Source organism: Providencia sp. Me31A, from assembly GCF_050487165.1.
GTDB lineage: Bacteria > Pseudomonadota > Gammaproteobacteria > Enterobacterales > Enterobacteriaceae > Providencia.
This window is the reverse complement of sequence record NZ_JBKQGZ010000009.1, coordinates 157,834-178,083: the sequence shown is the minus strand read 5'-3', so window position 1 is coordinate 178,083 and position 20,250 is coordinate 157,834. Positions and strand designations below refer to the sequence as shown.

Sequence of the window (20,250 nt, the reverse complement as noted above, 5' to 3'; positions counted from 1 at the left end):
TCGTGAAACCAGATATATTCGCCATACTTCATGGTTGTATCGCAGTTTACAGCATACAACGTGAGTTATTTCGCGTATAGATGGTAAGTTTAACATAAAGAGTTAATTCTCTATGAGGTAGATCATGCGAAACGCTAATTCTAGCGGGAGCATCGGCCTTTGTCTTTAAGATTCAGGAGAACGCATGGAGTTTAGTGTAAAAAGTGGTAGCCCGGAAAAACAACGTAGCGCATGCATCGTTGTCGGAGTCTTTGAACCACGCCGTCTGTCCCCGATAGCTGAACAGCTGGACAAAATTAGTGACGGATATATCAGCGCCCTGCTGCGCCGCGGTGAACTTGAGGGTAAAGTAGGGCAATCCCTGTTACTCCATCATGTCCCTAACGTTCTGTCTGAACGCATTCTCCTTATCGGTTGCGGTAAGGAACGCGAACTGGATGAGCGCCAATTTAAACAAATTATTCAGAAAACAATTAGTACTCTGAATGAAACCGGTTCAATGGAAGCCGTGTGTTTCTTAACCGAATTACACGTAAAAGGCCGTAATAACTACTGGAAAGTTCGTCAAGCTGTTGAAACAGCGAAAGAATCACTGTATGTATTTGACCAACTGAAAAGTAATAAAACTGAACATCGCCGTCCACTGCGTAAACTGGTCTTCAATGTACCAACACGCCGTGAATTAACCAGCGGTGAACGCGCCATTTCCCACGGTTTAGCTATTGCATCTGGCGTAAAAGCGGCAAAAGACTTAAGTAATATGCCGCCAAACATTTGTAATGCGGGTTACTTAGCATCACAAGCGCGCCAATTAGCTGATATTTCAGACAACAAACTGACTACGCGTGTTATCGGCGAAGAACAAATGAAAGAGCTGGGCATGAATGCCTATCTCGCGGTGGGTCAAGGTTCACAAAATGAATCGCTGATGTCCATCATGGAATATAAAGGCAGCCCAGACCCAGACAGCAATCCTATTGTGTTAGTCGGTAAAGGGCTAACCTTTGACTCAGGTGGTATTTCAATCAAACCTGCCGAAGGTATGGATGAAATGAAATACGATATGTGTGGTGCAGCAAGTGTGTATGGCGTGATGCGCTTTATCACTGAGTTGCAACTACCGATTAACGTAGTTGGGGTATTAGCAGGCTGTGAAAACATGCCGGGTGGCCGCGCTTATCGTCCTGGAGATATTATCACCACCATGTCAGGGCAAACGGTTGAGGTGCTCAATACGGATGCTGAAGGTCGTTTAGTCCTGTGTGACGCGCTAACTTATGTGGAGCGTTTTGAACCTGAGCTGGTTATTGATATTGCCACCTTAACGGGGGCTTGTGTGATTGCATTAGGTAGCCATTACACAGGTTTAATGTCAAACCATAACCCATTGGCGCATGAGTTATTAAATGCATCTGAGCAAGCAGGTGACCGTGCATGGCGTTTACCACTGGCTGATGAGTATTTTGACCAAATCACGCCTAACTTTGCGGATTTAGCGAACACGGGTGGCCGCCCAGCGGGTGCAATTACCGCAGGTTGCTTCCTTTCTCGCTTTGCGACGAAATATAACTGGGCACACCTTGATATTGCAGGAACCGCTTGGCGCTCAGGTGCAGCAAAAGGTGCAACAGGACGCCCTGTTTCTATGCTTGCGCAGTTCCTATTGAACCGTGCTGGCTTAAATGGTGATGAGTAATCTCCACTAAATCACTGCCATTAAGTAGCTTGTTTTAAATCATATCCCGAAGGGCAAATACTGCAATTCGGGATATTGTTTTTAAGCAACTGAGAGTTAGGTATCATTCGTCACGCTATTTTGAGGCAGTGGTAAAAACGAGTATAATTCCACTCGCTGAGTTTAAAATTCCCTGCGCTATTATCTAACGATATTGCCAGTAGGGCGCACAACAACGGGTTTATAAATGAAAAACGGTACGTTTTACCAACTAGAGCACCCCTCACCCCAAGCAGAATATGAGGCCCATGAATGGCTTGCTGGTGAGCTTGCGGCTCAGTTGTGGCGTAATGGAAAGCGCGTTTTGATTGCCTGTGATACGCAGCAACAAGCTGAAAAAATAGATGAAATGCTTTGGCAGCGAGATCCACACCAGTTTGTTCCCCATAATTTGGCTGGGGAAGGTCCGCGTTATGGTGCGCCGATTGAAATTTGCTGGCCAGACAAAAGAGGCTCGACACCTCGCGATATCTTAATTAATTTACAAAATCAGTTCGCAGATTTTGCCACGGCTTTCCATGAAGTGATAGACTTCGTACCTATTGATGAAACTTTAAAACAGTTGGCGCGTGAACGGTACAAAATATACCGCAGCGTCGGCTTCAATTTGACTATGGCGACGCCGCCAACTTACTGAATACAAAAGACGATGGAAAAGAAACCAGATAGCCCAATGAATGAGCCTTCGCTCGATAAAACGTATAACCCCGCAGAAATTGAGCAATCACTGTATGCTCACTGGGAGAAAAGCGGTTATTTTAAACCTAATGGGGATACCACCCAAGACAGCTTCTGTGTCGTCATTCCACCGCCAAATGTCACTGGTAGCCTTCACATGGGGCATGCCTTCCAACAAACCATCATGGACACCATGATCCGTTACCAACGTATGCAAGGTAAAAACACCTTATGGCAAACGGGAACTGACCATGCGGGTATCGCAACTCAGATGGTAGTTGAGCGCAAAATTGCGGCAGAAGAAGGCAAAAACCGTCACGACTATGGCCGCGATGCGTTTATTGACAAAATCTGGGAATGGAAAGCGGAATCAGGCGGCACTATTTCACAGCAAATGCGTCGTTTAGGCGACTCTGTTGATTGGGAACGTGAACGCTTCACGATGGATGAAGGCTTATCTAAAGCGGTTAAAGAAGCTTTCGTTCGCCTTTACAAAGAAAACTTAATTTATCGTGGCAAACGCCTCGTTAACTGGGACCCGAAACTGCACACGGCAATTTCTGACTTAGAAGTTGAAAACCGTGAAGTTAAAGGGTCTATGTGGCATCTACGTTACCCACTGGCTGACGGTGCAAAAACCGCTGAAGGCAAAGACTATTTAGTGGTCGCAACCACTCGCCCTGAAACCATGTTAGGGGACACTGGCGTTGCGGTTAATCCTGAAGACCCACGCTATAAAGATTTAATTGGCAAAGAAATCATTCTGCCCATCATTAACCGTCGTATTCCAATTGTGGGCGATGAACACGCTGATATGGAAAAAGGCACGGGTTGTGTGAAAATCACCCCTGCTCATGACTTTAATGACTATGAAGTCGGTAAACGCCATCAGTTAACCATGATCAACATGATGGATTTAGACGGTAACGTCCGTAATGAAGCAGAAGTTTTTGATACTAACGGCAACCCATCAACCGCCTATAGCAGTGAAATCCCTGAAGCTTACCGTGGTATGGAGCGTTTTGCTGCACGTAAAGCTATCGTGGCAGAATTTGAGCAGTTAGGCCTGTTAGTTGAAGTGAAACCTCATGACCTCACCGTGCCTTATGGTGACCGTGGTGGTGTAGTTATCGAGCCAATGCTAACTGACCAATGGTATGTCCGTACTGAACCGCTGGCACGCGATGCCATCAAAGCGGTGGAAGACGGCCGCATTCAGTTCGTTCCACGCCAATATGAAAACATGTATTTCTCATGGATGCGTGATATTCAAGACTGGTGTATTTCTCGCCAACTTTGGTGGGGTCACCGTATCCCTGCGTGGTATGATGAAAAAGGGAACGTCTACGTAGGTCGTGATGAAGACGAAGTTCGCCGTGAGAATAACTTAGGGGCAGATATCACTCTGCGCCAAGACGATGACGTACTGGATACGTGGTTTTCTTCCGGCTTGTGGACATTCTCGACTCTCGGCTGGCCAGAAAATACCGATGCACTGAAAACCTTCCATCCAACCGATGTATTAGTCAGTGGCTTCGATATTATTTTCTTCTGGATTGCCCGTATGATCATGATGACCATGCATTTCATCAAAGATGAAAATGGCGAACCACAAGTACCGTTTAAAACCGTTTACATGACGGGTCTGATCCGTGATGAAGAAGGTCAAAAAATGTCTAAATCCAAGGGGAATGTTATCGACCCATTGGATATGATTGACGGTATTTCACTAGAAGACTTACTGGAAAAACGTACCGGCAACATGATGCAACCACAATTGGCTGAGAAAATTGCTAAACGTACCCGTAAAGAATACCCAGAAGGGATTGAAGCCCACGGTACTGACGCACTGCGCTTTACTTTAGCCGCATTAGCGTCAACAGGCCGTGACATCAACTGGGATATGAAACGCCTGTCTGGTTACCGTAACTTCTGTAATAAATTATGGAATGCTAGTCGTTTCGTTCTGATGAATACCGAAGACCAAGACTGTGGCCAAAACGGTGGCGAAATGAGCTTCTCACTCGCTGACCGCTGGATCATGGCGCAATTTAATCAAACAGTGAAAGCTTACCGTGAAGCATTAGATACTCACCGTTACGATATCGCGGCGGGGATTTTGTATGATTTCACATGGAACGAATTCTGTGACTGGTACTTAGAACTGTCTAAGCCTGCGGTACATAAAGGTAACGAAGCACAAGTCCGTGCGGCTCGTTTCACCCTAATTGAGGTATTAGAAGGCTTACTGCGCCTTGCTCACCCAATCATTCCATTTATCACTGAGACCATTTGGCAACGTGTTAAAGTGGTTAAAGGCATTGATGCCGATACCATTATGTTGCAAGCGTTCCCTGAGTTCGATACAGCGAAAGTGGATGAGCTCGCACTGAGTGACCTTGAGTGGATCAAAGAAGCAATTATTGCCGTACGTAATATTCGTGCGGAAATGAACATTTCTCCAGGCAAACCACTCGATGTTATGCTGCGTGGCGCTTCTGCTGATGCTAAACGCCGTGTAGAAGAAAACCAAAACTTTATCAAATCGATGGCGCGTTTAGAAAGCATCCGCATATTGGCTGAAGGCGAAGAAGCGCCTGTTTCTGTCACCAAACTGGTTGGCGGTGCTGAGTTACTGATCCCAATGGCGGGTCTGGTTGATAAAGACGCGGAACTAGCTCGTTTAGATAAAGAGCTGGAAAAAGTGCTGAAAGAAATTGAAACCATTGAAAGCAAACTGGCAAATGAAGGTTTCGTAAGTCGTGCACCTGCTGCGGTTGTGGAAAAAGAGCGTGAACGCTTAACGTCCAATATTGAAGCAAAAGCCAAGATTGAAGCACAGAAAGTGACGATTGCGTCTTTGTAATTGCTAAGCTTTAAGTCTCTCGCCCTGACTCGTCACTGATGAGTTAGGGCTTTTTTGTATTAGCGTATTGAAAAACATTGAAATGTGCTCAATATGATACATATTGTGACTATCAATGCCGCAATAGAAAATATAACTAATACAAATAAAAGAGATGTTCCTATGACAACAGACACAAACCAAACTGTTCAAGTTCGTTTAATTCAACCTAAAGATAACTCAGGGATCGCCGCCGTTATTCGTGAAGTTTCCGCAGAGCATGGTCTAACGGCAGACAAAGGCTTTGCCGTTGCTGATCCTATCTTAGATACCTTGTACGAGGTATATAGCAAGCCTCGTAGCGCCTATTGGGTCGTCGAAATGGATGGTAAGGTGGTTGGCGGTGGCGGTGTTTCACAGCTTGCTGGCGGCGATAACGAAACTGCAGAATTACAAAAGATGTATTTGTCTTCTGTGTTACGTGGCAAAGGCTTAGCCAAGCAAATCGTACTCATGTCTCTAGAGTTTGCTAAAGCTCAGGGCTATACCCGCTGTTATTTAGAAACCACCAAAGACTTACAAGCGGCAATTAAATTATATGAAAAATTAGGCTTTGAGTTTATTGATGAGCCATTAGGGAATACGGGCCATAGCGACTGTGAGATCCGCATGTTAAAAGCGTTGTAATTCATCATACCAGTGCGGTGAATATTTTGCCGCACGACGAAATAATCGCTGAGCATCAAAAAATTCTTATCTATATTAATACTCAACCTCTATCATCGATTCACACAAGATTTTCCTAATCCATTTTCTATACTTCTATTTTTTATCAGGAGTATATATGACCAGTCCAATACATTATCCAAATAGTAATATCGTCAATATATCGGCTAATAAGATACATTTTTCTATTAGTATACAGCCAAGAGAGATATCTATAATAACTAACAACCGGAATCGTTATCCCTTGCATAACAAAAAGCAAACCGAGGAATTGGCAGCGAGAAAGGGAGAAAAAACCGAATTTTTATCAAAGTGGACAGATTGGGCAAAAAAAGGTTGTCCTGATGAATGTAGAGTAGAAGTACTAAAACACTTAGCTAGTGCTCTATTAAATCGCACTAAACCTGATTTATCTGGTTTTAATTTAAAGCTTTCCCCTCCATTACCTGAATTTATGCAAAAATAGCCAAAATAACCATAAGAAAGGATAGCCTTTATCTATCCTTTCTTACTATACAATTATACAACTAATTAATGGACGCGATCTTCAGGGTCGATATCGTCCCCCTCTTCATCGTCATACTCTGCATCTGGGTCTTCAAAATAAGTCCCCCAACCGTCATAGTTGATGCCCATTTTCTCTGCCAACTTCATTAGCTGTTCAACTTGTGCATCAATCAGTTCTGCATTTAAAGCACTTTCACTAACAACATCGCAGCACATCAGGGTTTCACCTGTTTCGATTTCTAATTCTTCTGCATCCGTCACTTCATAACCTAGTTTGAATGCTTCAACTGCGGCTTTTTCTAATAACGCAAAATTGTCTGCAGAGAAATGATGCTCAATTGCATACAGTGCATCCGGATCACTGCCATCTTCCAATAATTCTTCAATAATTAAGCGAGTTTCTTCGTACTGCGCATCGAGTTCAGCTTTATCTACCATATCCACACCCCTTTTTTCTTTATCTCTAGCCTTTTCGTCATTCTCCCATAGGGTTGAAAGTGAAACCATACATTTCACGATAATTTCTTTTCTCTCGGGGGTTGATTTTGAATTTTTATGAATATAAATTGAATATTAATTCAATCAAAAGAGACCGTGATTTATGAATCCCTTATATAGCAAGCATTTTATTAGGCTACTTGATTTTACTCCTAGCGAAATTCATTCATTGTTAAAACTCTCAGCTTGGTTAAAATCAGAAAAAAAAGCAGGTACTGAGCATCCCCTCCTTGCTGGCAAAAATTTTGCACTCATTTTTGAAAAAGATTCGACTCGGACACGTTGTGCATTTGAGGTGGGTGCTTTTGACCAAGGCGCGAGAGTCACTTACCTTGGACCTTCTGGTAGCCAAATTGGCCATAAAGAAACCATGAAAGACACGGCAAGAGTACTGGGTAGGATGTATGACGGTATCCAATATCGGGGTTTTGCCCAATCCACCGTGGAAGTCTTAGCCGCGCACTCGGGAGTGCCTGTATGGAATGGACTAACCAACGAATTCCATCCCACACAGTTATTAGCCGACCTGCTGACCATTCAAGAACACCGACCAAATACGCCATTCTCAGACATTAAATTTGCCTATTTAGGCGATGCACGTAACAACATGGGAAATTCGATGCTCGAAGCCGCAGCGCTCACTGGTTTAGACTTACGCTTAGTCGCGCCCAAAAGCTGCTGGCCAGAAGAAGCACTGATCAATACCTGCCAAGAAATCGCACAAAAAACAGGGGCTAAAATCACGCTCACTGAAGATGTCGCCGAAGGGGTTAAAGGGGCTGATTTTATCTATACCGACGTTTGGGTCTCGATGGGGGAAGCCAAAGAGGTTTGGGCGCAGCGCATTAACTTGTTAAAGCCGTATCAAGTGAATATGAACGTGATTAAACTTACTGGCAACCCGAATGTGAAGTTCCTGCATTGCTTACCGGCTTTCCACAATGAAGACACCACATTGGGTGCTCAATTAGCCAAAGAATTCAATATGTTTGGTGGGCTTGAGGTCACCGAAGAAGTGTTTGAGTCCCCTTATAGCATTGTGTTTGACCAAGCAGAAAACCGGTTACATACTATCAAAGCGGTGATGGTGGCGACATTAGTTCCCCAATTGCCTGTTAATGTCTTCTAGTTTTAAATAGCTATCATCGGCACATCTATTGTGCCGATGGCAGCACAGTTGCATGATTAAGGGCGTTCTCCTTTCACCAAACGCTCATTGATACAATCAATAACCGATGGCAAGTCAGCAAGCGTATCAATAACATAATGTGCCCCTGCCGCAAAAAGCTTCTCGCTCGCCTGCTGTTTCAGTGAACCAATCTCTTCATCTGACATACTTTGGTACGTTTCCCATGTTTTACCAAACTCATTGCCTGAGATAGACAAGCCGACACTCCACATTCCTGCATTGCGCCCTTCTTCAACCCCCGGTACTGCATCATCGACTTTCACACAGGCTGATACTGAGCCGATGCCTAACGCAATAACATTTTGTAATGCCATCCAAGGCCCTGGTCGGCCGCCTGCAAGGAGGTCATCACTTGCAACCCAGTAGTCCGGCTGATAGCCAAGAGCCTGAGCCGCTGGCACTAACTTCTCCATGACAACGCGTGGGTATCCGGAACAAGAGCCAATTTTAATATTTTGCTGACGTAATGCTGCGATTGTGTCGGTAACACCGGCAATAGGCGCGGCAAAATCGACAACTTTGGCAATCTGTAGTGGCATAAATGCGGCATAGATTTTATCAATATCTTCACGGGTCATTGAACGGCCAAACTTCGCGTTCCATACAGCGTCAACTTCAGGTAATTTGCCCAGCGCTTCAATATGTTGCCACTTACCCAGCCCCATCGGAATTCGAGCTTGTGCTAATGTTATCTCAATATCAAACACACTCTTAAACGCTTCAATAAAAATCTGAGTGGGCGCAAAAGACCCAAAATCTACCGTCGTACCCGCCCAATCCAAAATAACAGCCTCAATGCGCTTCATCTCTCTTCCTTATTGTTTCCAGTAAATGGCTTTTTCTATTGCTGCCAATAATGCATCAATATCTGCTGCAAACACCTCACCAATATTTCCGATACGAAAACAGTCACTTTGTGACACTTTCCCCGGATAGATCACAAAACCTTGAGCCTTTAAGCGCTGATAAAACGGTTTAAATTGATAATCTGGAGAAATTGGTGAGTAAAATGCAGTGATAATCGGCGAATGTCGCGCATCATCCAATAAAGTGGTAAAACCGAGTGCTCTCATTCCTGCCACCAGCTTACGCTGATTTTGGCGATAACGTTGATAACGCGCAGCAACCCCACCTTCCGCCTCAAGCTCTTTAAGTGCCTGAGCAAAGGCTAACACGGTATGTGTCGGGGAGGTAAAGCGCCATTTACCGTGGAAGTCTTCCATGCAACGCCATTGCGCATATAAATCGAGGGATAACGAACGGGAACGTCCTTGGCAATTTTCCAATGACTGTGTATGCGCTATCACAAAAGCAAACCCCGGAACCCCCTGAATACATTTGTTTGCCGAGCTGATCAGAAAATCAATATTCAGCTGGGCAATATCTAACGGAACTCCACCAAAGCTGCTCATTGCATCGACGATATAACATTTTTGGTAATGCTTCGCTAATACAGCGACTTGCTCTATTGGGTTTAACATACCCGTGGTGGTTTCACAATGGACCATTGCAATGTGTGTAATTTGGTTATCCTGCCGTAATAACTGTTCAATCCATTCCACATCAGGTAAATCCATTTCACCACAATCATACACACTATAGTTAAGTCCTAATATCTGCGCCATTTCAACCATTCGGGCACCATAAGCGCCATTACTGATGATTAGCACCTTGTCTGTTGGCCCTACCGCACTCCCTAATACTGCCTCAACGGCATAACTACCACTCCCTTGTAGCAATACCGAGGTATAGCCCGCTTGTGGTGTGGCAAGTGAAACTAACTGTTGACGGATCTTTTGCACCACATCCAAGTTATAATCATCATCCCATGTACAACTATCGAACAGCATCGCCTCTTTTACCGTTCTAGAGGTCGTTAATGGGCCCGGTGTTAACAACAAATAATTCTTTTGGGTCATTTAATTCACCTTTGGTCTATACCAGATTGCCATTATAATGGTCGTAGGTGGATTAAAAGGTCAAAGGAAAAGTGCCTGTGAAACAAAAAATTCATATAACTATGTATAATATGACAGAAACAATAACCGGAAATGGCGATGAAATTATCAACGGATGAAACCCCGCAATACCTGCTGATTAAAGCGCAATTACAGGAACGCATTCAAAATGGCGCGTTAAAATGTGGAGATAAGCTCCCCTCTGAACGTGAGCTTTGCACTATTTTTAACACCACAAGGGTCACTATTCGTGAAAGTTTGGCGCAGTTAGAATCCAGTGGTGTCATTTACCGTTCTGAGCGCCGAGGTTGGTTTGTAACCCCTGAGCGCCTCTGGCTAGATCCAACACAAAATACCAACTTCCACAAACTGTGTATTGAGCAAGGCAGAGAGCCCAAAACCACCTTACTTGATGGGCGAGTCGTTACCGTTCCGCTTGAAGCCATCTCCTCGTTGCAGCTCCAGCCTTTTGAGCAAATTTATTTACTCACACGACTACGCTTTGCGGATGGAAGACCCGTTTGCTACTGTGAAAACCATTGTTTGCCTGCTCGTGTTCCTGAGTTACTACGCCATGACCTTAATGGTAGCCTAACCGAAGTGTATGACACTCACTATGGCCTGATATATACCAGTATGCATTTGTCTTTCTACCCGACCGCGATGCCAGAACAAGCCGCACACGCACTCGGTGTCGCCGTGGGCCGTCCGGCCTTACTATTGCAACGTCTGAACTATGACCAACATGGGCGAATTTTAGATTACGATGTGGAGTATTGGCGTCATGACAGTCTGCGTATTGAAGTCCATACCTTGTGATAGCCTTCGTTTCCGCTTAGAAAAATATTTTTAACTATTTGGTTTGGTTTCATCTGTTTGTCATATAAACCCGTTAGCGTAAAAAACATCTGGTATATACCAGAATACATTTTACCTTAACTGGAGAAAACAATGAAACGTACTCCCTTAGTCTGCTTGCTCATGGCAACCTTTTGTGCAACCGCTGTTTTTGCTGATAATATCGTGACTGTTTACTCCGCTGATGGCCTGCACGATGGCAATGACAGCTGGTATAAAAATCAATTTGAGGCTTTCACCCAACAAACTGGCATCAAAGTTCAGTACGTTGAAAGTGGTTCTGGTGCGATTGTCGAACGTTTAGTTAAAGAGCGTACCAACCCACAGGCTGATGTGTTAATCACCGTTCCCCCTTTTATTCAACGCGCCGCCAAAACACAGTTACTCGCTGAATTCATGCCTGATGCCGCTGCCAGTATTGCTAATTCGAATCGTTACTACACGCCATTGGTAAATAACTACCTGACTTTTATCTACAACGCAAAAATGCTGAAGTCCCCTCCCGAGAATTGGTCTTCCCTGCTCGACTCTCGTTTTAAAAATAAACTGCAATATTCCACACCGGGTCAAGCGGGAGACGGCACTGCCGTCATGCTACAGGTGTTCCATAGTTTTAATGGCAAAGATGCAGGGTTTGACTACCTTGGGAAATTACAGGCGAATAACGTTGGACCATCCGCATCTACAGGCAAATTGACGGCACTCGTCAACAAAGGCGAGTTATATGTTGCAAACGGCGACTTGCAAATGAACCTATCGCAAATGGCGCGCAATCCGAATGTACAAATTTTCTGGCCACAAGATGCAAATGGTGAACGTAGTGCACTGGTTTTGCCTTATGTTGTCGGTTTAGTGAACAACGGTCCTGAAACAGAAAATGGCAAAAAACTGATTAATTTCCTCTTGGATAAACCCTCACAAAACCGTGTCAGTGAGCTTTCATGGGGAATGCCCGTGCGTTCAGATATCACCCCTGAAGATAAGCAATATCGTACCGCTGTTAAAACCCTCGACGGCGTTAAAACTTGGCAGCCCAATTGGGATGACGTTGAAACCTCCCTATCCAATGATATTTCACGTTGGCAAAAAGTGACTGATGGCGAGTAATTGTGATGTTAATGAAACGAAAATTAGCCACCTCAATGCAGCAAACTGAGCATTCAGGGATCAAGCTTGAGTCTTTGCGGGTCTCCTACCACAGCAATGTGGTATTAAAACCCTTAGACCTTACTATCGATCCTGGTGAGATATTAGTCTTAATCGGCCCCTCTGGCTCGGGAAAAACTACGGTATTACGTGCCATTGCGGGTTTCGCTCAACCAGATAGTGGGCGAATTCTATTGGGTGATACGGATATCACCCACCTTCCCCCCTATCAGCGTGGGCTAGGCATGGTTGTACAAAATTATGCACTATTCCCCCATATGAAGGTGGAAGACAATGTGGCTTTTGGATTACGTGCGCAAAAGCAGCCCAAAGCACTGATCAATGAACGCGTTGTTGAAGCGTTGAAAGTTGTGGGGATGACAGATTATGCCACTCGTTACCCCCACCAGCTTTCTGGTGGACAACAACAACGCGTCGCAATTGCCAGAGCGATTGCCACACGCCCTCGCGTTTTATTACTGGATGAACCGTTATCGGCCCTTGATGCACAAATTCGCCACAATATGGTAGAGGAAATCGCACGGCTACACCGTGAACTACCTGAATTGACCATTCTTTATGTCACTCATGACCAAACTGAAGCGCTTGCTCTTGGTGACAAAATTGGCATCATGAAAGACGGTTATTTAGTCGCTCATGGGGAAAAAAACACCCTATATCATCGCCCCCCAAACCGTTTTGCGGCTGAGTTTTTAGGGCGAGCAAATATTTTAACCGCTACCGCTTTACATTTTTCATCAACACCAGCCAGAGTAAATGTCAGCTGTGCAGGGACATTTCTTGAAGCACAAACGCAAGGTATGAAAACAGGTCCCCATAAGTGGATTTGTATTCGCCCTCAGCACATCACCTTAACCCCCCGACCTGAAACCACCAATCAGTTACATGGCACACTGCGTTCAATACGCTGGCAAGGGGACTTAAGCCATTTAATCTGTGATGTTGCAGGAGAAACGGTGAGCGTCGCCGTCACCCATTTAGCCTCATCCCCCCAAGCTGGCGATAAGCTCACGCTATGGTTTTCCCCCACAGATACCATTTTGATTGAGGAATGACATGTCACATATCAGTGTGCCAACGCGTTCATCCACTACGATAAAACCAATCTACTGGATACTGCCGCCATTATTGGTGTTAGCGACCCTATTCTTCTACCCATTATTATTGATAGCCCAACAAGCTCTACAAAGTGAAACGGGTGGATTGAGGGGAGAGACATTTTGGCAACTTATTGAATCAAAGCGATTCATAACTGGATTATGGAATACATTACAAATTGCCTTTTTAGCGACATTAGGCTGCCTTGTGGTAGGCAGTATACTTTCGCTAATCTTAGTTTTTATCCCATTCACAGGTCATCGTTTTATTACTCAAGTGATTGATACCTTTATTGCCTTGCCAACATTTTTAATTACCCTTGCCTTTACATTCATCTATGGCTCCGCAGGGCTTCTCAATGGCACATTGATGGCGTTATTCAATTTCGAACTTCCACCTGTTGATTTCCTATATTCCATTAATGGCGTGATTTTGGCTGAAATCACAGTGTTTACCCCTTTGGTTATGCGCCCACTCATGGCAGCGCTACGGCAAATCGATAAAAGCCAATTAGAAGCTGCCAGTATTTTAGGTGCTCACCCAGCAAGAGTGATCGCCCAAGTGATTTTTCCCGCAGCGCTACCTGCACTGCTCGCGGGTGGCAGCCTTTGCTTGCTGCTAACCACCAATGAGTTTGGTATCGTGCTGTTTATTGGGGCAAAGGGGGTAAATACCTTACCTATGATGGTGTACAGCAAAGCCATACTTGAGTCTGATTATGCCGTCGCCTGCATGATAGCACTCGTCAATATCCTATTGTCCCTTGGGCTGTTTTTCCTCTACAGAATGGCAACCACGCGTCTTGGCACAAGGAGCTAGCTATGTTGATTTGGTCTAAAAAAGGTCGAGCCCTCGCAACACTGATTGCCATTAGCTTAATTTCATTACTCTTTTTACTGCCTTTGGTGATGATCCTGATGTCAAGCTTTAGCCGGCAATGGAATGGTATTTTACCCTCTGGCTTTACATTTGAGCACTTTGTCAATGCGTTCAGTGGCCCCGCTTGGAATGCAATTCTATCGAGTTTAATCATTGGATTTTGTGCCAGTTTATTTGCTCTGTTTTGTGGCCTTTGGGCGGCGTTAGCCTTAAGAAGGCATAACGGGAGACTGCAAAAATTACTGGGTATCGCTTTTTATTTACCCAGTGCAATTCCCTCTGTCTCGATAGGGCTGGGTATCCTTGTCGCATTCAGCCAAGGTTACTTACAAATGAATGGTACATTTTGGATTGTATTCAGCGCCCATTTTGTCTTAATTTCAGCGTTCACATTCAGCAATGTGTCTACAGGGCTCGCACGAATTTCCCCTGATATTGAAAATGTCGCCTTTAGCTTAGGTGCATCACCGTGGTATCGCCTTTGCCATGTGACGCTGCCATTATTGATGCCGTGGATGATTTCAGCATTAGCATTAAGTCTTTCTCTGTCTTTAGGAGAATTAGGGGCAACTATGATGCTATACCCTCCCGGCTGGGCAACCTTACCGGTCTCCATTTTTAGCTTAACAGATAGGGGCAATATTACTGACAGCTCTGCACTGACAATTGTCTTAGTGGCGATAACATTATTACTGATGATGAAATTAGAGAAAATAGCAAAAAGACTTGGCCAAAAATAAACGTTGCCTCGCTAACTCGCTAAATAGCCAAGTCCCCTAAATACTGAGCTATTTAGCGGCTTGCACGCTATTCCCACATATACTTATCTTTTTTTGTCCAGCCTTTAGAAACCATGCATTCCAAGTAATAATTATTGCGGGTATCTTCATTAACATCAATCACATAGCTTTCCATGACTGGTGTTTGTTCTTTATAGGTTTTGTCTTTGCCACAATCATCATCTTTTTTGCACTTTTTTTCGACATAAGACATGACAGAACGCTGTGCCACTTCATTTTTGATTGGGTACAAATGAAGAGCTTCAGGCTTACAAGCTGCATTCGCCTCAGATTGAGTAAATTTTGAACCACCAGAAACAGGTACCCAAACAGATGAACACCCTGAAAGAAGAAATGCCAATGGAATAAGAAGTCGTGATTTCATAATGATCATATTTAATTGAAAAAGAAAAAACATCTTACTCGTACATAAAATATGTGTAAATAAATGCACTGTATATTCAATCATATGATTTAATTTTGGTTTAAAAAGCACCAATGCTCAACATATTTATTATGATAGATAACCTTTCTCTCATTTTTCAGTAAGTTCAGATATTCACCAAAATGCAAAAATAAAAAAGTTTCTTTTTCTTTATGCAAACGCTTGCGTCAGAGAATCAGATGCGTATAATGCGCCACAATTTGCCGGGAGAAACCATGAACGCTGCTGCTCTAGTTTTCACTAAGAACACCTCCAACACACTGCCTTATGGCGGTCTGGACAATCTGTTTTTTCCCTTCGTATTTTCAAGAAAGCCCCTCAATGAGGGGCTTTTTTTTGGCCTATAGACCTAACATGTCTTGCTGACACAGGAGAACAACAATGCCGAATCCTTTATACCACCGCGATATCATTTCAATTAACGATTTAGATCGTTCAGACCTCGAACTTGTACTCAATGTCGCTGCTTCTTTGAAAAAACAGCCGCAACCCGAACTCCTAAAACATAACGTTATCGCAAGTTGTTTCTTTGAAGCATCAACGCGCACACGGTTGTCCTTCGAAACGGCCATTCATCGCTTAGGGGCATCTGTCGTTGGTTTCTCTGATAGCACCAATACTTCATTAGGTAAGAAAGGCGAAACATTGGCAGATACCATTTCGGTTATTAGCCAATATGTGGATGCGATCGTCATGCGTCATCCGCAAGAAGGAGCTGCACGGTTAGCAAGCCAATTTGCAGGCCAAATCCCAGTAATTAATGCAGGTGATGGTTCGAACCAACACCCAACTCAGACCTTGCTTGACTTGTTTACAATCCAAGAAACCCAAGGCCGGTTAGAAAACTTACAAGTAGCGATGGTTGGTGATTTAAAGTATGGCAGAACCGTGCATTCCCTCACCCAAGCACTTTCCAAATTTGAAGGTAATCACTTCTACTTTATCGCCCCTGAAGCACTTTCAATGCCAAATCACATTTTGCATATTTTAGAAGAAAAAGGCGCGACCTATAGCTTGCACAATAATATTGATGAGGTAATGCCTGAGCTGGATATTCTATATATGACGCGCGTACAAAAAGAGCGCCTCGACCCATCTGAATATGCCAATGTGAAAGCGCAATTTATCTTACGTGCCGCTGACTTACATTGTGCAAAACCTAACCTAAAAGTCTTACACCCATTACCACGAATTGATGAAATTACTGTTGATGTCGACAGCACACCTTACGCTTACTATTTCCAACAAGCGGGCAATGGAATTTATGCGCGTCAAGCATTGCTATCACTGGTGTTAAATAAAGAATTGGCTATCTGAGGAGGAAATCATCATGACACACGATCATAAATTACAAGTTGAAGCAATCAGCCACGGTACGGTTATCGACCACATTCCTGCTCAAATTGGCTTCAAATTACTCAAATTATTTAAACTAACCAAAACGGATGAACGTATCACCATTGGTTTAAATTTACCTTCAAGCAACTTGGGTAAAAAAGATATCATCAAAATTGAAAATACCTTTTTAACCCCTGAACAAGCCAACCAGCTCGCTATGTATGCTCCTGAAGCTACGGTTAATCGCATTGAAGATTACCAAGTCGTTGAAAAGCTTGAACTCACATTACCTAACTATATCGACAACGTCTTAATTTGCCCAAACAGTAACTGTATTAGCCATAATGAACCCGTATCAAGTAGCTTCCGTGTGAAGAAAATTGGCAAAGAGGTTGCACTGACATGCCAATTCTGTGAAAAAGAGTTCGATAGAGATGCTGTGATCAATAACCAGTAGGTTGTTTCAGCGTAGACTGCGGTGTTGTCTAGGCGCAATCCATGTTTATAATAGCGTCTAATTGCCCACAACGTTATACTCAAAGTCTCACCAAGCCACAAACACAGCGGTGGCTTGCAATATGACGAGTATTTTCCCTTTACGTGATGAAACGGAGTAGTTATGTCATACGAAATCAATACAGAAAATGCACCAGCAGCGATCGGTCCTTACGTTCAAGGTGTAGATTTGGGTAGTATGGTGATAACATCAGGCCAAATCCCTGTTGACCCTAAAACAGGCGAAGTTCCTGAAGATATCGCAGCACAAACTCGCCAATCACTGGCTAACGTAAAAGCGATATTAGAAAAAGCAGGCCTAAGCGCAGCTAACATCGTGAAAACGACCGTATTTGTAAAAGATTTAAATGACTTTGCAACGGTGAATGCGACCTACGAAGAGTTCTTCAAACAACATAATGCACCATTCCCTGCTCGTTCTTGCGTTGAAGTCGCTCGTCTTCCAAAAGATGTAAAAATTGAAATCGAAGCAATCGCGGTACGTAAATAACGATTAGCTCGAACGAAACACCTCATTATTTTTTGTGGGGTGTCTTTTATTCCTTGCGTTTTCTTCTTATCCTCAAGTCTGCACATTTCTCGTGCCCTTCATGTTTATTAATAACAAAAAAGCATGCCACACATTTTATTTAACTGATGTAAATAAATACCGCTGACTAAAAAGATTTACTTTCCCTGCGCTTTTGATCTTCATATAAATTATTTTTTTCTTTGTTTTAAATCAAACATTGGCTATCTAAAAAAAAGCATTAATCTATATATTGTGCTTTAATTACACCAATCAGCACAACATATAGTATTTATTTACATTTTATCCACAGAATAAGGTCAACAAAAAAGATAGAAAATACCTTTGTTGATGCTATGGATAACTCAACAAGGAGAGCGATAGTGGGAACGGTTGTTATTAAAAGAGATGGTTGTCAGGTCAGCTTTGACCTTCCACGAATTCAAGAAGCAGTTAAGCGAGCAGCCGCTGCGGTGAATGTTAAGGATGACGATTACTGTCTTCAAGTTGCCTCTGCCGTAACAGAACAACTTTGCAGCCGTGACAAAGTGGATATCGCAGAAATTCAAGACGCTGTCGAAAACCAATTGATGGCAGGCCCTTATAAAGATCTCGCTCGCACTTACATTGAATATCGCCATGACCGAGACAACGAACGTGAGAAACGCAGCCAACTAACTCACGAAATCCGAGGGCTTATTGAGCAAAGCAATGTGTCTTTACTCAATGAAAATGCCAACAAAGACAGTAAAGTGATCCCAACCCAACGTGATTTGCTCGCCGGGATCGTTGCGAAACACTATGCTAAACAACATATTTTACCTCGCGATGTCGTCCTCGCGCATGAAAAAGGTGAAATCCACTACCACGACCTTGATTATGCCCCCTTCTTCCCTATGTTTAATTGTATGCTAATTGACCTTGAGGGAATGTTAACTAACGGATTTAAAATGGGAAATGCAGAAATAGAGCCACCAAGGTCTATTTCAACGGCAACAGCCGTCACGGCACAAATCATTGCTCAAGTCGCTAGCCACATATATGGTGGTACTACAATTAACCGTATTGATGAAATTTTAGCGCCTTATGTCGCTATCAGCTACGAAAAACACTTAAAAGTTGCCAAAGAGTGGGGAATTTCAGATGCTGAAGGTTACGCGCAGAACCGTACTGATAAAGAATGTTATGATGCATTCCAATCATTAGAGTATGAAGTTAACACCCTACATACTGCTAACGGTCAGACTCCTTTTGTTACTTTTGGTTTTGGCCTTGGTACTTCCAAAGAAGCTCGGTTAATTCAGCAATCCATTTTAAAGAACCGCATTGCGGGTCTTGGTAAAAACCGCAAAACGGCCGTTTTCCCTAAACTGGTATTTGCCATTAAAGAAGGCCTAAACCACAAATTTGACGATCCAAATTATGATATCAAGCAGTTAGCTTTAGAATGTGCCAGCAAGCGCATGTACCCTGATATCCTTAACTATGATCGCGTTGTTGATATCACCGGCTCATTTAAAACCCCAATGGGCTGTCGTAGCTTCTTAGGTATTTATGAAGAAGATGGTAAACAAATTCATGATGGTCGCAATAATTTAGGGGTTATTAGCCTTAACTTACCGCGTATCGCCATCGAAGCAGATGGAAATGAAGAAGCATTTTGGGCACTACTTGATGAGCGTTTAGCCATTGCGAAAAAAGCTCTGATGACTCGTATTGCTCGCTTAGAAACCGTCAAAGCCCGCGTTGCCCCTATCCTATATATGGAAGGCGCTTGCGGCGTTAGGTTAAAAGCGGACGATAACGTGGCTGAAATATTCAAACATGGCAGAGCCTCGATTTCATTAGGCTACATTGGCTTACATGAAACAATCAATGCCCTGTTTGGCACACAGACACACGTTTATGACGATACACGATTACGTGAAAAGGCCGTCGCTATTGTTGAACGCCTACGCCAAGCCACCGATGAGTGGAAAGCAGAAACGGGTTATGGTTTTAGTTTATACAGCACACCCAGTGAAAATCTTTGTGACCGATTCTGCCGTATCGACACCGCTGAGTTTGGTGTCATTGCGGGGGTGACAGATAAAGGCTATTACACCAACAGCTTCCATTTAGATGTCGAAAAGCAAGTGAATCCTTACGACAAGATTGATTTTGAAGCCCCTTATCCAGCTATCGCTAATGGTGGCTTCATCTGTTACGGCGAATATCCAAACTTACAACATAACGTTAAAGCGCTAGAAGATGTGTGGGATTATAGCTATCAACATGTCCCTTACTATGGAACAAACACCCCCATTGATGAATGTTATGAATGTGGTTTCTCTGGGGAGTTTTCTTGTACCAGCAAAGGCTTTACTTGTCCTGCTTGCGGTAATCATGACACAAACAGAGTCTCTGTTATCCGCCGAGTTTGCGGTTATTTAGGTAGCCCCGATGCAAGGCCGTTCAATGCAGGAAAACAGGAAGAAGTTAAGCGTCGCATCAAACACCTAGGTAATGGTCAATTAGGCTAATATT

Annotated in this window: 19 protein-coding genes; 15 read left to right on the top strand and 4 right to left on the bottom strand. The window is 43.6% G+C overall.

Going from position 1 to position 20,250, the window contains the following annotated elements:
- Positions 1 to 184 precede the first annotated feature (184 nt).
- The 5 genes from pepA to ACLPIE_RS09450 all read left to right on the top strand — a co-directional run bounded on the left by pepA (position 185) and on the right by ACLPIE_RS09450 (position 6,450).
- Positions 185 to 1,696, top strand: coding sequence for a leucyl aminopeptidase (pepA, locus tag ACLPIE_RS09470; protein ID WP_430261411.1), 1,512 nt, complete (start codon positions 185 to 187; stop codon positions 1,694 to 1,696).
- A gap of 226 nt (positions 1,697 to 1,922) precedes the next feature.
- The gene (locus ACLPIE_RS09465) at positions 1,923 to 2,372 is read left to right on the top strand and encodes a DNA polymerase III subunit chi (RefSeq protein ID WP_430261409.1); all 450 of its coding nucleotides are present in this window, start codon (positions 1,923 to 1,925) and stop codon (positions 2,370 to 2,372) included.
- A 36-nt stretch (positions 2,373 to 2,408) separates the two neighbouring features.
- Positions 2,409 to 5,279, top strand: a complete 2,871-nt coding sequence (locus ACLPIE_RS09460) for a valine--tRNA ligase (RefSeq protein WP_430261422.1) — start codon at positions 2,409 to 2,411, stop codon at positions 5,277 to 5,279.
- A gap of 162 nt (positions 5,280 to 5,441) precedes the next feature.
- Positions 5,442 to 5,945 carry a GNAT family N-acetyltransferase gene (locus ACLPIE_RS09455; RefSeq protein ID WP_430261407.1) on the top strand — a complete coding sequence of 168 codons (504 nt, stop codon included), beginning with the start codon at positions 5,442 to 5,444 and terminating at the stop codon, positions 5,943 to 5,945.
- 157 nt (positions 5,946 to 6,102) lie between these two features.
- Positions 6,103 to 6,450, top strand: coding sequence for a hypothetical protein (locus tag ACLPIE_RS09450; RefSeq protein WP_430261405.1), 348 nt, complete (start codon positions 6,103 to 6,105; stop codon positions 6,448 to 6,450).
- 65 nt (positions 6,451 to 6,515) lie between these two features.
- On the opposite strand, the gene rraB is transcribed toward ACLPIE_RS09450, so the two are convergent.
- A complete protein-coding gene (rraB, locus tag ACLPIE_RS09445; RefSeq protein WP_430261404.1) occupies positions 6,516 to 6,929 on the bottom strand; it encodes a ribonuclease E inhibitor RraB in 414 nt (137 codons plus the stop codon).
- 163 nt (positions 6,930 to 7,092) lie between these two features.
- Here rraB and argF point away from each other — a divergent pair, with 163 nt between their 5' ends.
- The gene (gene argF / locus ACLPIE_RS09440; RefSeq protein ID WP_430261402.1) at positions 7,093 to 8,118 is read left to right on the top strand and encodes an ornithine carbamoyltransferase; all 1,026 of its coding nucleotides are present in this window, start codon (positions 7,093 to 7,095) and stop codon (positions 8,116 to 8,118) included.
- Positions 8,119 to 8,174: 56 nt separating this feature from the next.
- Here the strand turns inward: argF and phnX are convergent, their stop codons facing one another.
- Complete coding sequence (gene phnX, locus ACLPIE_RS09435) at positions 8,175 to 8,984, bottom strand: phosphonoacetaldehyde hydrolase (protein ID WP_430261400.1); 810 nt, start codon at positions 8,982 to 8,984, stop codon at positions 8,175 to 8,177.
- A 9-nt stretch (positions 8,985 to 8,993) separates the two neighbouring features.
- Complete coding sequence (gene phnW / locus ACLPIE_RS09430; protein ID WP_430261398.1) at positions 8,994 to 10,097, bottom strand: 2-aminoethylphosphonate--pyruvate transaminase; 1,104 nt, start codon at positions 10,095 to 10,097, stop codon at positions 8,994 to 8,996.
- Between the two features lie 138 nt (positions 10,098 to 10,235).
- On the opposite strand from phnW, the gene phnR reads away from it, so the two are divergent.
- From phnR to phnV, 5 genes are all read left to right on the top strand, one after another.
- Positions 10,236 to 10,955 (top strand): phosphonate utilization transcriptional regulator PhnR, encoded by a 720-nt coding sequence (gene phnR / locus ACLPIE_RS09425; protein ID WP_430261396.1) that lies wholly within the window; start codon positions 10,236 to 10,238, stop codon positions 10,953 to 10,955.
- A gap of 132 nt (positions 10,956 to 11,087) precedes the next feature.
- Complete coding sequence (locus ACLPIE_RS09420; protein ID WP_430261394.1) at positions 11,088 to 12,101, top strand: 2-aminoethylphosphonate ABC transporter substrate-binding protein; 1,014 nt, start codon at positions 11,088 to 11,090, stop codon at positions 12,099 to 12,101.
- Positions 12,102 to 12,106: 5 nt separating this feature from the next.
- Positions 12,107 to 13,216 carry a 2-aminoethylphosphonate ABC transport system ATP-binding subunit PhnT gene (gene phnT / locus ACLPIE_RS09415; protein WP_430261392.1) on the top strand — a complete coding sequence of 370 codons (1,110 nt, stop codon included), beginning with the start codon at positions 12,107 to 12,109 and terminating at the stop codon, positions 13,214 to 13,216.
- Between the two features lies 1 nt (position 13,217).
- Positions 13,218 to 14,078, top strand: a complete 861-nt coding sequence (gene phnU / locus ACLPIE_RS09410) for a 2-aminoethylphosphonate ABC transporter permease subunit (RefSeq protein WP_430261390.1) — start codon at positions 13,218 to 13,220, stop codon at positions 14,076 to 14,078.
- 2 nt (positions 14,079 to 14,080) lie between these two features.
- Entirely contained in the window at positions 14,081 to 14,878 is a 798-nt protein-coding gene (phnV, locus tag ACLPIE_RS09405; RefSeq protein WP_430261389.1) for a 2-aminoethylphosphonate ABC transport system, membrane component PhnV, read from the top strand.
- A gap of 67 nt (positions 14,879 to 14,945) precedes the next feature.
- On the opposite strand, the gene ACLPIE_RS09400 is transcribed toward phnV, so the two are convergent.
- Positions 14,946 to 15,302, bottom strand: a complete 357-nt coding sequence (locus ACLPIE_RS09400; protein ID WP_430261387.1) for a hypothetical protein — start codon at positions 15,300 to 15,302, stop codon at positions 14,946 to 14,948.
- 441 nt (positions 15,303 to 15,743) lie between these two features.
- On the opposite strand from ACLPIE_RS09400, the gene pyrB reads away from it, so the two are divergent.
- The 4 genes from pyrB to nrdD all read left to right on the top strand — a co-directional run bounded on the left by pyrB (position 15,744) and on the right by nrdD (position 20,246).
- On the top strand, positions 15,744 to 16,679 hold the full coding sequence (pyrB, locus tag ACLPIE_RS09395; protein ID WP_430261385.1) for an aspartate carbamoyltransferase: 936 nt from the start codon (positions 15,744 to 15,746) through the stop codon (positions 16,677 to 16,679).
- Positions 16,680 to 16,692: 13 nt separating this feature from the next.
- Positions 16,693 to 17,157: an aspartate carbamoyltransferase regulatory subunit gene (pyrI, locus tag ACLPIE_RS09390; protein ID WP_430261384.1), complete on the top strand. Its 465-nt coding sequence runs from the start codon at positions 16,693 to 16,695 to the stop codon at positions 17,155 to 17,157.
- Between the two features lie 162 nt (positions 17,158 to 17,319).
- On the top strand, positions 17,320 to 17,706 hold the full coding sequence (gene ridA / locus ACLPIE_RS09385; RefSeq protein WP_004907508.1) for a 2-iminobutanoate/2-iminopropanoate deaminase: 387 nt from the start codon (positions 17,320 to 17,322) through the stop codon (positions 17,704 to 17,706).
- A 401-nt stretch (positions 17,707 to 18,107) separates the two neighbouring features.
- Complete coding sequence (gene nrdD / locus ACLPIE_RS09380) at positions 18,108 to 20,246, top strand: anaerobic ribonucleoside-triphosphate reductase (protein ID WP_430261382.1); 2,139 nt, start codon at positions 18,108 to 18,110, stop codon at positions 20,244 to 20,246.
- Positions 20,247 to 20,250: the final 4 nt, after the last annotated feature.